This window comes from Acidicapsa dinghuensis, from assembly GCF_025685685.1.
In the GTDB taxonomy this organism is placed as follows: domain Bacteria; phylum Acidobacteriota; class Terriglobia; order Terriglobales; family Acidobacteriaceae; genus Acidicapsa; species Acidicapsa dinghuensis.
On the sequence record NZ_JAGSYH010000005.1, the window covers coordinates 69,574 to 82,231 of the forward strand.

At 56.3% G+C, this 12,658-nt stretch carries 11 protein-coding genes; 4 read left to right on the top strand and 7 right to left on the bottom strand.

From position 1 onward, the window contains the following. The 3 genes from OHL22_RS15190 to OHL22_RS15200 all read right to left on the bottom strand — a co-directional run bounded on the left by OHL22_RS15190 (nucleotide 1) and on the right by OHL22_RS15200 (nucleotide 4,592). The gene (locus OHL22_RS15190; RefSeq protein WP_263339058.1) at nucleotides 1-2,475 is read right to left on the bottom strand and encodes an ABC transporter permease; all 2,475 of its coding nucleotides are present in this window, start codon (nucleotides 2,473-2,475) and stop codon (nucleotides 1-3) included. 117 nt (nucleotides 2,476-2,592) lie between these two features. Beyond that, nucleotides 2,593-3,303: an ABC transporter ATP-binding protein gene (locus OHL22_RS15195; RefSeq protein WP_263339061.1), complete on the bottom strand. Its 711-nt coding sequence runs from the start codon at nucleotides 3,301-3,303 to the stop codon at nucleotides 2,593-2,595. A gap of 23 nt (nucleotides 3,304-3,326) precedes the next feature. Next, nucleotides 3,327-4,592 carry an efflux RND transporter periplasmic adaptor subunit gene (locus OHL22_RS15200; RefSeq protein WP_263339064.1) on the bottom strand — a complete coding sequence of 422 codons (1,266 nt, stop codon included), beginning with the start codon at nucleotides 4,590-4,592 and terminating at the stop codon, nucleotides 3,327-3,329. A 230-nt stretch (nucleotides 4,593-4,822) separates the two neighbouring features. Here OHL22_RS15200 and OHL22_RS15205 point away from each other — a divergent pair, with 230 nt between their 5' ends. From OHL22_RS15205 to OHL22_RS15215, 3 genes are all read left to right on the top strand, one after another. Further along, nucleotides 4,823-5,419 carry a TetR/AcrR family transcriptional regulator gene (locus tag OHL22_RS15205; RefSeq protein WP_263339068.1) on the top strand — a complete coding sequence of 199 codons (597 nt, stop codon included), beginning with the start codon at nucleotides 4,823-4,825 and terminating at the stop codon, nucleotides 5,417-5,419. Next, entirely contained in the window at nucleotides 5,403-6,857 is a 1,455-nt protein-coding gene (locus OHL22_RS15210) for a nitrilase-related carbon-nitrogen hydrolase (RefSeq protein WP_263339070.1), read from the top strand. Before OHL22_RS15205 ends, OHL22_RS15210 begins: the two co-directional genes overlap by 17 nt. A gap of 136 nt (nucleotides 6,858-6,993) precedes the next feature. Beyond that, on the top strand, nucleotides 6,994-7,554 hold the full coding sequence (locus OHL22_RS15215) for a BON domain-containing protein (protein WP_263339072.1): 561 nt from the start codon (nucleotides 6,994-6,996) through the stop codon (nucleotides 7,552-7,554). Between the two features lie 18 nt (nucleotides 7,555-7,572). On the opposite strand, the gene OHL22_RS15220 is transcribed toward OHL22_RS15215, so the two are convergent. The 4 genes from OHL22_RS15220 to OHL22_RS15235 all read right to left on the bottom strand — a co-directional run bounded on the left by OHL22_RS15220 (nucleotide 7,573) and on the right by OHL22_RS15235 (nucleotide 11,285). Next, nucleotides 7,573-8,628, bottom strand: a complete 1,056-nt coding sequence (locus OHL22_RS15220; protein ID WP_263339074.1) for an isoaspartyl peptidase/L-asparaginase family protein — start codon at nucleotides 8,626-8,628, stop codon at nucleotides 7,573-7,575. A 48-nt stretch (nucleotides 8,629-8,676) separates the two neighbouring features. Then, a complete protein-coding gene (locus OHL22_RS15225; RefSeq protein WP_263339076.1) occupies nucleotides 8,677-9,984 on the bottom strand; it encodes an amidohydrolase family protein in 1,308 nt (435 codons plus the stop codon). Between the two features lie 57 nt (nucleotides 9,985-10,041). Continuing rightward, complete coding sequence (locus OHL22_RS15230) at nucleotides 10,042-10,425, bottom strand: DUF2314 domain-containing protein (protein ID WP_263339079.1); 384 nt, start codon at nucleotides 10,423-10,425, stop codon at nucleotides 10,042-10,044. Between the two features lie 152 nt (nucleotides 10,426-10,577). Continuing rightward, the gene (locus OHL22_RS15235) at nucleotides 10,578-11,285 is read right to left on the bottom strand and encodes a uracil-DNA glycosylase (protein WP_263339082.1); all 708 of its coding nucleotides are present in this window, start codon (nucleotides 11,283-11,285) and stop codon (nucleotides 10,578-10,580) included. A gap of 171 nt (nucleotides 11,286-11,456) precedes the next feature. Between OHL22_RS15235 and OHL22_RS15240 the strand changes: the two genes are divergently transcribed. Continuing rightward, nucleotides 11,457-12,635 (top strand): aldose 1-epimerase, encoded by a 1,179-nt coding sequence (locus tag OHL22_RS15240; protein WP_263339085.1) that lies wholly within the window; start codon nucleotides 11,457-11,459, stop codon nucleotides 12,633-12,635. Nucleotides 12,636-12,658: the final 23 nt, after the last annotated feature.

Here is a 12,658-nt window from a genome sequence, read left to right on the forward strand (position 1 = left end):
CTACTCGCTCCTTAACGCGACAACAGGCTCAATGGCAGCCGCGTGCCGCGCAGGCATCCATGCTGCGACAAAGCATGCTGCAGCCAGCACACCAATCACAGATGCAAACGTGGCAGCGTCATGAGACTGCACTCCATAGATGTAACCCTGAGTCAGCTTTACAGCAAACCATGCTAGCGTCGTTCCACATGCCAGGCCAGCTACCATCAGCACCTGAGCCCTGCGTAATACCATCTGCAAGATGCTGGCCTGCTGCGCTCCCAATGCGAACCGAACTGCAATTTCCCGCGTACGCTGGGCAACAGTAAACGACAGCAATCCGTACAGCCCTACCGAGGCAATCACCAGCGCCAAAAGAGCAAATCCTTCAAGCAGACGTGAGGTCAGAGTCTGGCTTCCGAACGAATCTTCCACTGCCTCATGGATCGTCTCTACATCGGTTGTGGTCGCATCTGGAGCGACGTCGTGTAGCGCTTTATCAAACTGCGCCCGTAACGCATCGGCAGGCACCGAGGCACGAATCGCCACCTGCATGAATGCCTTGGCAATGCCATAGAGCGGCGTTCCCGGCTCAATCTGAGCCAGACAAAAATACATCTCCGGCTTCGTTGGCTTGGTCACATCCGTCTGCTTCATGTTGGCAATCACGCCAACAATGCGCGCATCGGCAAAGCGCCCTTTGCCCATTGAGACGGTATGTCCGACGGGATTCTGTCCGGCAAAATACTTGTTTGCGAATGCTTCGTTGATGACGACTACAACAGGGGCAGTCGATGAATCTTCCTCTGCGAAGAAGCGTCCTCGCATCATCGGAATACCCAACGCGTCGACAAGCCCTGCTGTTGCCAGCCGTCCATCCGCTGTTGGATTCTGCGCGTACGCGGTCTTCTTGTGATCGAGAGTCATTGCTAGACTCACCGCAAACTCGCTTCGCATCGGCAGCACGGAGCTCAATGCAGCGACGCGCACTCCGGGAATTGCCCGCAGCCGATCGAGAAGTGGTAGATACGCGCTCTGCACGAGATTGAGTCCATGTGCGGATTCTTCATCGCTATCGGCAGCATCCATGGTCGGATTTACGATCACCCCGCCGGTCAACACATTCTGCTGACCAAACCCAAGCGGCACCTGACGCAGCGCACTAATTGTGCGCAGAAACAATCCCGCTCCCACCAAAAACACCAGTGTCAGCGCCAGTTGCGCTATCACCAGTCCTTCTCTCATACGGGTATGGCTTGCCGACGCGGTGCTGTTCACTCCATGCAGGTCTTCCTGAACACTACGACGCGCTGCACGCAGAGCGGGAACAATCCCCGTCAGCAGTGCCGTTATGCACGTCAACATGATCAGGCTCACAACAACACGCCACTCCAAATGCACTTCATTCGTCAGCGGCAGATTGCGCTCAATCTGATGCCACAGCACTTTGAGTACTAACTGACCTGTCAGCAATCCCAGCACGCTTCCGGCAATGCTCAGTAAGAGACTCTCCACAATCGACTGCTGCAGAAGCCGCGACCGGCTTGCACCCAGTGCTGACCTCACTGCCATCTCGCGGCTGCGCCCGATGGCGCGAACCAACATCAAGCTCGTCACATTCAAACATGCCAGCGCCCAGATGCCGAATACAACCATATACAGCAACAACAGCGGCTTGCGCGCCTGATGATTCAGCGACTGCTGATAATTAGTTACTTCAAGCTTGAGCGGAATCTCACTGTCGGGTACCTCTTTCGCAATCTGCGCCTGAACGCGGTTGAGGTCCGCTTCGAGTGAAGCCGCAGTCACGCCTTCTGGAAGTCTCGCGAACAGCGTTCCCCACACCTGCTTTGGGCCGGCCATCGCAGAGCGCGCCTGTGGACCAATGGTGGCCGGGGACCAGACTTGCTTTTCGCCCCCAAAGGGAAACGAGAACTCTTTTGGCATAACGCCGATGATCGTGTAGCTCCGGCCTTTCACCAGCAGCGATTTACCCACTACCTGCGGATCCTGATTGAACAACCTGCGCCACACATCGTCGCCAATCAAAAGGACGTGCTCACGGCCCGGTTCATTTTCTTCAGGGCGAAAACTGCGCCCGATCTGAGGCTGCGCGCCGAGCACGGTCATCAGATCCGACGAGACAGTTTCCTGCTCTACTTGCAGCCGCCCGCCCGGACCTACGACACTGGCGCGAGACTGATCCAGCATCACGCCTGTTTGCGTGCGTGAACCCATAGCATCGCTCAACTGCTTGAGGTTCGAATAGTTCAGCAACATGGTGAAACCATTCGCTGATGGCGCATTGATCGCAACCAGGCGATCAGGATGCGCATAGGGCAGCGACCGCAGCAGAATGCCATCGATCAGAGTGAAGACCGCAACATTTGCGCCAAGACCAAGCGCGAGTACTGCTATCGCCGTGAATGCAAAGCCAGGCGACTTCCGAAATTGCCGAAGCGAATAACGAAAATCCTGTATGCAATTGGCGAACACGGCTCCCCCTTCGAAGTAGACACTGAGTCTCCTCGCCAGTGAAGGCTGGCATCCCGCAAGCTTCTGCCAGCCCCTAACTCACGTATCGATAACTCGCAATCCGCGGAAACGAATTAGCTACACTTCCGCCAGTAACTGGTTTAACTCACCCTCGGCAACTACCTTGCCGTCGAAGAGATGAATCTGCCGTTCGGCATGGGCGGCAAAGCGCGGATCGTGCGTCACCATGCAGATCGTTGCACCTTCCTGGTGCAGCTCCTGCAACAGCTTCATCACCGCTTCGCCATTCTTCGAGTCCAGGTTTCCGGTAGGCTCGTCAGCCAGTAGGATTGAGGGAGATCCGGCTAGCGCGCGGGCCACAGCTACACGCTGCTGCTGACCGCCGGAGAGCTGCGCGGGATAATGCCGCATGCGGTGCGCCATGTTCACGCGCTCCAGCGACTCCTGAACCTTCTTTTTGCGCTCGCTCGACGGCATGCCCGTGCGGTAGGTCAGCGGAAGCTCCACGTTCTCAGCCACCGTCAGGTCGCCGATGAGGTTGAAGCTCTGGAAGATGAAGCCTATCTCCTGGTTGCGGATGCGCGAGCGATCCGCAAAATTGAGGTTCGCAACCTCTTTGCCGTTCAGCGTGTAGCGACCGCCGGTCGGCGTGTCGAGCAGCCCGATGATCGACAGCAGAGTCGATTTGCCGCAGCCCGAGGGACCGGACATGGCAACATACTCGCCGCGATCAATGGTCAAGTGGACGCCGGAGAGAGCGTGTGTCTCGATCTCATCCGTATAAAACACCTTGGTCAGGTTCTCGATTTCGATAATCGTTCCGCTCATTCCCCTCAGTTCCTCTCTGTTGCCTATTCCAGGCGGATTTTGTCTACCGCGTCTTCTCTGCTCATATCCGACAGGACGACGGTGTCGCCTTCCTGCAGTCCCTGAAGCACCTGAATGTAGTTCACCGAGGCCTTGCCCACCTTGACCGAAACACGGGTCGCGGTCTTGTGATCCGGACTCTCCTTGAACAGACTGATCGTGCTGTTTTCATTTCCGAAGGCAGGCCGCTCGACATACAGCACGTCGCTCAGCGTCTCCAGGTTGACCGTTCCATCGACGCTCAGGTTCGGAACGGCGCCCGCCGGAAGATCCCCATCTAGCGATACGTCAACGACGCGCGTTCCGTTCAATACCGTCGGATCAATGCGCGTGACATGCCCCTTCACGATACCGTTGTGCGTGTCCACCTCAGCAGGCTGCCCGATCGCAATATCGTGTGCCTGCGTCTCGGCGATGTTCAGCGCCGCCTTCAGTTTGTCTGGCTGCACTACCTCGGCCACCGATGTTCCCGCCACCACGTGCTGACCCACCGACACAGGAGTTGCGAGCGTCGAGAGCACACCGCTGATTCCCGCTCGCACCTGCAGTTCATCTTTCTGCTTCCTGTAGAGGTCGTAGAGAGCTTGTGCCTGGTCTACCTTGGACTGCGAAGAGGCTAGCTGCACCTCAATCGCTTTCTGGTTTACGTCGAGTTGTTCCAGGCTGATCTTCTTCTGCGCCGTCAACTGTTCGGCCGTGTTCTTCGAGGCATTCGCAACCAGTCCGGAAACCACGCCCAGCTGAAACAGTTTCTGGTCCGTTTGAGCCTGTAGCTGGTCCTGCGTATAGGACGCGTTGATTTGTGCCGCAGTGGCCTTCTTGTCCATCAGCGCGCTCTCAAGCGTCGCCTGCATAGACTTGTAATCGGCCTTCGCGCCTTTCAGCGCCTGCTCAGCGCTCAGCAACTGCTGATCCAGCTGCGGATCCGACAGATCCAGCAGGATCGTGTCCGGCGTGACACGCGCGCCCGGCAATACCCGAATCCGCACCACCGTCGCATCTGTCTGCGCCGGGATGAGCATAATGCTATCCTCTCGCGGCACCAGCGTTCCCGGCCCGCGCACCTGGCGCACGAACGTGCCGCGTTTCACCGTCCCCGGCCAGATTGTTGCCGCGTCCACCGTCGGAGCCGCAGGCTTCAGTCGGCTTACGGCATAGGCCGTAGCCGCCAGTAAAACCACCGCTACGCTCGCCCAAACAATCTGCTGGCGGCGCTTCTTCTTCTTAATGTCTGGTCTTGAGATATCCATTGCAACTCCCTACATTGCACGTCAGTGGCCATCGCAGCTTATTTGTTTACAGCAACTTGCAGCTTTGCTGGATGGAGCCGATGTCCGGCCTCGGATTGAACTGTCCGTTTGTGGACACTATATAGCCAAGCTGGATCCGCATCGGCAATCTCCAAAATGCAGATACGCACCGCATTACAAAAATGTTTGCAATTATGTGTAGAAATTTCAATCTAGTATACACTGTACACGTGGTCGACGAAACCATTATCCCAGCTTCCACCGCCTCCAAGATCCTCTCTGCTGCCCGCTGCTTGCTTGTTGAGGAAGGAACTGACGCTGTGACCATGCGTCGAGTCGCTCATGCCACTGGCATCACGGCCATGGCCATCTATCGCCACTTCCCAAACCGAGAGGGTCTGCTCAACGCCCTCGCGAACGAGGGATTCACAGAACTTGCAGCTCAGCTTACTGAACGCAGCTTCTCAGGCGATATTGAACAACGCCTCATCCAGATGGCTGATATTTACATTGATCACGCACTCCACAACCCACGTCTCTTTGAGCTTATGTTCCTCAAGCCGCGCGCGGGGGCCCGACAGTATCCGCAGGACTTCCGCTCGGGGCAATTCCCAACTGCTAATCTCATGGCCCAGATTCTCCAGGAAGGTATGGACAGTGGCTACTTCCGGGCCGACGATCCCTGGGAGATCACTTTTGAGATGGGCGCTCTATCTCACGGCCTCATCATGCTGTATCTGGGAGGGCGCATGGACGTCACCCCTGACGAATTTCGTGCCCTCTATCAGCGATCCTTCCGGAGGTACATCCATGGCACCCGCGGCTAAACCTCGTAATCTCGCATCAGCCATCCTGACCATAGCAATCAGCGCTGTCCTTATCTGGTTCGGCAATGGGCTCGCCCCCTGGTGGCCGCTCATGTGGCTGGCGCCATTGCCTATCCTGATCTTCGCTGAGAGCAATACAAGCATCAGATCAGCCCAGGTCGCCTTCTACTCGCTCCTCCTCGGCAGCATGAATATGTCCCATTATTTCCAAATACTCCAATCACCGGGCTACGTATGGTTCATTGTCTTCGCTTCCGTTGGTCTCGTATGGACATTCGCAACGCTCCTGTTCCGCGCTCTCTTGCTTCGCGGTGCGGCCTGGAGCGCAGTCTTCGCCTTCCCCTCTACCTGGGTCACTTTCGAATACGTGCGCAATCTCTACACACCGCATGGCACCGCTGGCAGCCTGGCCTACACACAGCTGCAGTTCCTGCCATTCCTGCAACTCGCATCCATCACCGGCCCCTGGGGCTTAAGCTTCTTCATTCTGCTGCTACCATCCGCGTTAGCCATCGCGTGGCATCTGCGCATCCAGTCGCCCAGGCAAGCATGGCGCGTCCTCGAAATCAGTCTCGGTGTAATTGCTCTCATCCTCATTTTTGGCTTCATCCGCCTAGCTCAGCCTCAACCGGGCAAGAGCGTCACCGTCGGCCTCATCGCCTCTGATCTGGATCAGAACCTTCATGCTCCCACAGGTCCCGCTACTGAACGTCTCTTCCACGATTACTCCATTTACGCCAAACAGTTGGCAGCACAAGGCGCAAAGGCAATCGTCATCCCCGAGAAGACCGGCACCATTACTGACCCAAACAACGCTCCGTCCGATGCCGTTCTGCAATCCGTTGCCGACTCAACGGAAACCATCATCATTACCGGCGTCGTACATAAAGCATCTCCAGTCCAATACAACGAAGCCCGCATCTACCAGCCGCACAAGCCGGTTCTGCTCTATGACAAGCACGACATGCTGCCGCCCTTCGAATCCATCTTCACTCCCGGCACAACCATCACCACCATCCACACACCGCAAGCGACATGGGGCGTTGCCATTTGTAAGGATATGGATTTCACCCAGCCTTCCCGCGATTACGGCAATGCGGGGGTTGGCCTGCTCTTCGATCCCGGCTGGGACTTCAACATCGACCGCGGCTGGCATGGGCATATCGCCATCATGCGCGGAGTCGAAAACGGTTTCAGCATCGCGCACTCGGCAAAGAACGGCTATCTCACCGTCACCGACGATCGCGGTCGCATTCTGGCTGAGACACGTAGCGACTCGTCGGCTTTCACAACCCTTCTTGCAACCGTTCCTGAAGGGCATGATCCCACGCTCTATCTCCGCTTCGGAGATTGGTTTGCGTGGCTCTCTATTGCGCTTTTTCTGGGGGTACTCCTGCACTATTGCATGGTTCGCAATCGAACACAGCAAGCATTCTGATTGCGCTTTTGCTCATCGCATTTGGCTATATCTGTCTCGGTTTGATCAAGCTTGAATCCTCTTCTCCTTCGCGGACAACTGCACCCGCTTGTAAGAACATCCCAAAGCTCGGATCGATTTGGAAGGAGACAGAAGAATGAAGCCCGTACGTTCCCCATTTTATTTGTTTACCGCAACAACTCTTGCTGCAGCTTTGGCTCTCGCAGGCTGCCATACCCATGCAGATCACCCTGATGAAAAATCCGCTGTCAACACTTCGCTTAATAACAATAACCTCAGCGCTGTAAGCGTCTCTCAGGACCGCGATAAAGGTGTCATGACTCTGACCGGCAATGTTCAATCAGCCGATCAGAAAACACAGGCAGAAAACCTTGCGAAACAAGCCGCTCCCGATTACACCATTGCTGATGAAATCGGTATTCGCCCGCCGGACGACAGCAACGCCGGTGCTGTCTCTTCGAATCTTGACACAGGCATCGAGCATGATTTCAAGGCTGCCATCAAGGACCACAAGAACCTCGACGATCAGAGCATTGATTACTCAGCCAAGAACGGCACGCTGGTTCTGAAAGGTTCTGTAAAGACCTCAGAACAGAAACACGAGGCCGAACAACTGGCAAAGCAGGTTCCTAACGTTCAGCAGGTCGTAAACGAAATCAAAGTTGAACCGAAGAAGCATTCAACGGCCGCTTCCTAATCAGCACTCTAACTTGCACTATGGCTCGTCGCGGTAAATACCCACCTGAATGGTGCCTCCCTCGGCGAGCCTGGCGCGAAACATCCCCGGAGTATTAAAACTCCACGCCATCTGCCCATCCGGCGCAATAGCGATCACACCACCATCGCCGTGGATCGCGCCTAACTGCCGCTGCACCACATCGTCCGCCGCAGCCTGCAGGCTCATACCCTTGTACTGCACCAGCGCACAGATCGTCCGCGCCACGGTTAGCCGGATGAAGAACTCGCCTATACCGGTTCCTGACACAGCGCATGATTGATTCGACGCATACGTTCCCGCGCCGATAATCGGCGAATCACCAACGCGGTTCCAGTGCTTCGCTGTGATCCCTCCCGTCGAGGTCCCCGCCGCCACATTGCCATCGCGATCCAGTGCAACCACACCCACCGTACCGTATTTGTGATTTTCAGGAGACTCAAAGAACGCGAGTGGTTTCGCCGGCGCAGGCGGCGCACCTTCAGGCCGCGCCGGGATTGGCAGACCTTCCTTCTTCAATTCCTTCTCCAGTTGCTCCCAGCGATGCTCCGTAAAGAAGAAACTCTGAGGCACCTGCTCCAGTCCCACATGTGCCGCGAACGCGTCGGCCCCTGCGCCTACCAGCATCACATGACCTGACTTCTCCATCACCGCGCGAGCCAGCGATATCGGATGCCGCGTGTGTTGTACGTCGGCCACAGCGCCAGCATTCATCGTCTTGCCGTCCATGATCGCTGCGTCAAGCTGATTTGTTCCATCTGCGGCAAACACAGCTCCACGTCCTGCATTGAACATGGGATTGTCTTCAAGCAGCTTGATTGCAGCCTCTATCGCATCCAGCGCAGAGCCGCCATGATCCAGCACTGCGGCCGCAGCCTGCGTCGCCTCAGTAATCCCTGCGCGATACTGTTTCTCCGCCTCAGGCGTCATCGAAGACCGCTCGATTACACCGGCTCCGCCATGCACCACGACTGCCCATTTGTGCTTTCCAGTTGCAGGAGCCTGCGCCATCCCGAAATCCATCGTTACGACGACCATCGCATATAACAGAAGCATCCGCCAAACACTAGAAGCTCTCATAGTTACCCCAGATTTAATCCCTGTTCACTGTCCACTGTTCACTGCTCTGTAGATGACTCCGTTCTTCATCACAAATGCCACCTTAGAAGTCACCGAGATATCTTTGAGCGGATCGCCCGGAACCGCAATCACATCTGCATCAAAGCCTGGCTTCAGTTGCCCGATCTCATCGGACCAGTCCAACAGCTTCGCGCCATTGATCATATCCGCGTAGAGCGCCTGCGCAGGTGTCATCCCAAACTGCACCATCAGCTCCAACTCACGTGCCTGCGTCCCGTGCGGAAACGGGCCAACATCCGACCCGACGGCAAACGGCACGCCTGCGGCAAGCTGCCGCTTGAACTGCGCCGCGTGGAAGCGCTGTGAATCATCGCCCCAGTCGCCTACCGAAGGATCGGCATGCTTGCCGAAATATTCAACAATTGCAAACGTCGGCACAGCGTAAATTTGCTTCTCCTTCATGATCCGCATCGTTTCGTCGCTTAGATAATCCGCGTGATCGATCGACGCTACACCGGCTTTCGCCGCATAAAGCGCTCCCGGCTCGCCTGTGCAGTGCACACCCACCCGCGTACCCACGCGCGCCGTCTCCTTGACGGCAACGGCAAGCTCTTCCTCCGTGTACTGGTACGGCGTCGTGAACTTGCCATCCTTCAGATGATCTTTGCCAGTCTCGTAAATCTTGGTGAAGTCCGCGCCTTCTTTCAGTTGTCTCCGGATCGTCTCCACCAGTTCCGTAGCGTTATTTGCGTAATCCGCATTCGACGAGATATGTTCCGCCGGGTTGAAATCGATCGCATCCTCATGTCCGCCGAGAATGCTGATCGCGTTTCCGCTCATCCGCATCCGTGGCCCGGGAATAATCCCTTGATCGATCGCATCGCGCACCGCGCTGCTCGCCGAACCCGCACCCTCCGTACCCATGTCGCGCTCAGCCGTGTACCCTCCCATCAAATCCGCCTTCGCCGCCTGCTCCGCCAGAATCGTCCGCCACGGCACCGACTCTTTGACCGTCTGCAGATCCTCCGCACCGGGGTGCAGAAACAGATGCACGTGCGCATCAATCAACCCCGGCATTAGCGTACGGTCACCAAGATCAATCACCTCAGCCCCCGCCGGATGCGTCACCGATGAGCCTACCTCGGCGATCTTGTTGCCCCGCACGAGTACTTCCCCAGGCGCAACAATCGCCCCATGCTCAACATCCAGCAGTCGCGCCGCATGTAGCACAGTAACTTTCTCTGTAGAGTTCGAAGAATGCTGCGCAGAAGCAATTGCCGAAGCAAAGACGCCAACAGAGAGCGCAAGAGGAAAAGTGAATCGCCTGAACATGCAAGCGATACTAGCATGACGCTGAGCAGTAGATTAGGTATCGGCTATTTTCCGCCATTACTCTTCAAAGAAGGAGACACCGTACTTTTCAATCACGTAGTCACGCGGCGGAGTGGAAATAGCGGAAACATGTTCTGGACCGAACGTAATAACATCCCCCTTTTGCAACTGAAGGTTCTCTGCGGTGACGGGATCATTGTCTAACAAACCGATATAGACGCCTTCGCTTCGAGCTTTGACAATTACCCACATCCTCTCCACTCCTCGATCTTTGATGACCCCGTTCGCGCGGATTTCAATGTCAAATAGCAGTTTTGCCCCGTCGCCTGGCACAAGCGTTTCTCGTTGCTCTCGTGTTGGAATATGGAATGTGTTGGGATGCGCTGTGTTTCGATCTTCTGCCGAGACGAGTTCCCATCCGTCAGTAGCTATGGATTTCATATCGGCTTTATACCCTACTCCAGTCTGGATTGTTCACTTGTTGGTGAAACCAGGGCGATGCGGTCATTGAAACATAAAATGCATCTAGTCCTCTGGTGGCGAAAAACGGCCACAGCTCAGAGTATTCTTCCGTAGCACTGGAATGCACGCCCTCAACCCTCCATCAACTCCCGCGCCCGCTGAAAGATATTCAGGAACATTGCTTTTGTCAGCTTTCCTGTATTCGTGTTCTGCAACGATGGATGATACGTCCCCATCAGATGCACACCATTCGGCAGCGTGTACTCAGCCCCATGGCTGAATTCCAGTCCACGTCTCGATTCCACGACACGCGTCCGAATGAGATGACCAACAAACGCATCGAACCCAATCTTCCCCAGGCATACCACCACGCGCACACGCTTAAGCAGCGACACTTCCTCATCCAGCCAGTGCGCGCAGTTCCGCTGTTCATCCGGCGCTGGCTTATTTCCTGGCGGAGCGCACCTCACCGCTGCAGTGATCCACATATCCGTAAGTTTCATGCCGTCGTCGCGGCTCGTTGCTTTGGGCTGGGAAGCAAACCCTGCTTCGTACAACACCGGATACATGAAGTCTCCCGAACCATCCCCTGTAAACGGTCGCCCCGTCCGATTTGATCCATGCGCCCCTGGTGCCAGTCCCACAATCAGCACCCGCGCATTCTCATCGCCAAAGGAAGGCACCGGCTTGCCCCAGTAACTCCAGTCCCGCCACTGCCGCCGCTTCTCGCGCGCAATCGCTTCGCCGTACGCGCGCAGCCGCGGACAGGCTTCGCACGCCACAATCTGCGAGTTCAATACCTCCAGACTGGTCGCACTCTTCTTCAACGCATCAGGCATTCCGTCATTCTATCGGCCTTCAACGGATCATTCAGACGGCGCGCAGATCAACCCTACTGTCGTACAATGGCTCCGCTTTGAGAAAACCTTTCCCGACGTGCAATCCCGCTCTATTCGGGTTTGCCAAGCGTCGAATCGTCGCGTTGCATCACATTCTCTGAGGACTACAGCATGAACGTACCGCGCACACACTTCATTTTGGGCGTTACCCTCTCATCCGTTATCGTCGCAGTTACAGGAATCACCATGACCTCGCCTGCCCATGCAGAATCACCCTCCGTCACCGTCAACGGCATGCCTTCCGTGACACTGAGCCGCAAACCAACTCCTGGTGCTACGAAGCCGGAATTCACTTCCGTCACCGTCCTGCCCAGTCGCGCGCTGATGCTGCAGCAGGTGACTGCATACTTCCCCGGCAAGGGAGAGATTAACGTGCTCGCCTCACCCAGCCTTGAAGAGTCCGCCCGCATGCTCAACGAAATGGACACGCCCAACGGCGATCTCGGCTACCGCCTCGGGGCAGCTTTTTTGTTTCCCTATCCCAACCGCATCCGTGGCAAGCTCTCGGCTGACGGCAAAACCATCACCACCGAGTGGCGTGACAAAATCATCAACCTTCCGGCCAACAGCATCGGCAAACTGACAGGCGCTGAGCGTCATGCCATGCATGGACTCATCCTCAAGACTCCCGTGACCGACCTCAAGGTTACCCACACACCTGATGGGGGCACCATCTCTGGCGTGATCCATGGCGGCGACTTCAATGGCCACTGGCTCTCTAAGACCGACCTTGTGATCCGCATCACGCTCAGCGGGAACAATCTTGACGCCTCCATCGTGGCCCACAACGTCGGTAATGAAGACGAGCCCGTAGGAATTGGCTGGCACCCTTACTTCAACCTGCCAAGCGGCGATCGAACGCAGGTTCGCCTGCACATTCCGGGTAGCGAACTAGCCAAGGTGGACAACTACGACAACGTCTTTCCCACTGGTCAACTGGTTCCCGTCGCTGGAACGGCTTATGATTTCCGCGCTCCCGACGGGAAAGCTCTCGGCGATCAGTTCCTCGACGACAACTGGAGCCACCTAACCCGCACCGCAGGTGTGGTCGTCGTCAAGGTCATCGATCCTGCTGCTAAATATGGCGTCCGCATTGAGGGCGTCTCGCCTGAGATCAAAACGATTCAGGCCTACGCACCACCGACCCAGAAATTCATCGCCATCGAAGATCAATTCAACTTTGGAGACCCCTTCGGCAAAGAATGGGACAAAATGGACACCGGTATGGTCACGCTCCACCCCGGCCAGAGCACCCAGTGGCACGTCCGCCTCGGCCTCTTCATTCCTTAGACCAACTCAAATTCGAACGCCCA

Bases quoted from the DNA above. Each gene is read 5' to 3' on its own strand.
- OHL22_RS15195 (WP_263339061.1), bottom strand. From the start codon at position 3,303: ATGAGCGGAACGATTATCGAAATCGAGAACCTGACCAAGGTGTTTTAT.
- OHL22_RS15200 (WP_263339064.1), bottom strand. From the start codon at position 4,592: ATGGATATCTCAAGACCAGACATTAAGAAGAAGAAGCGCCGCCAGCAG.
- OHL22_RS15210 (WP_263339070.1), top strand. From the start codon at position 5,403: ATGGCACCCGCGGCTAAACCTCGTAATCTCGCATCAGCCATCCTGACC.
- OHL22_RS15215 (WP_263339072.1), top strand. From the start codon at position 6,994: ATGAAGCCCGTACGTTCCCCATTTTATTTGTTTACCGCAACAACTCTT.
- OHL22_RS15220 (WP_263339074.1), bottom strand. From the start codon at position 8,628: ATGCTTCTGTTATATGCGATGGTCGTCGTAACGATGGATTTCGGGATG.
- OHL22_RS15225 (WP_263339076.1), bottom strand. From the start codon at position 9,984: ATGTTCAGGCGATTCACTTTTCCTCTTGCGCTCTCTGTTGGCGTCTTT.
- OHL22_RS15230 (WP_263339079.1), bottom strand. From the start codon at position 10,425: ATGAAATCCATAGCTACTGACGGATGGGAACTCGTCTCGGCAGAAGAT.
- OHL22_RS15235 (WP_263339082.1), bottom strand. From the start codon at position 11,285: ATGCCTGATGCGTTGAAGAAGAGTGCGACCAGTCTGGAGGTATTGAAC.
- OHL22_RS15240 (WP_263339085.1), top strand. From the start codon at position 11,457: ATGAACGTACCGCGCACACACTTCATTTTGGGCGTTACCCTCTCATCC.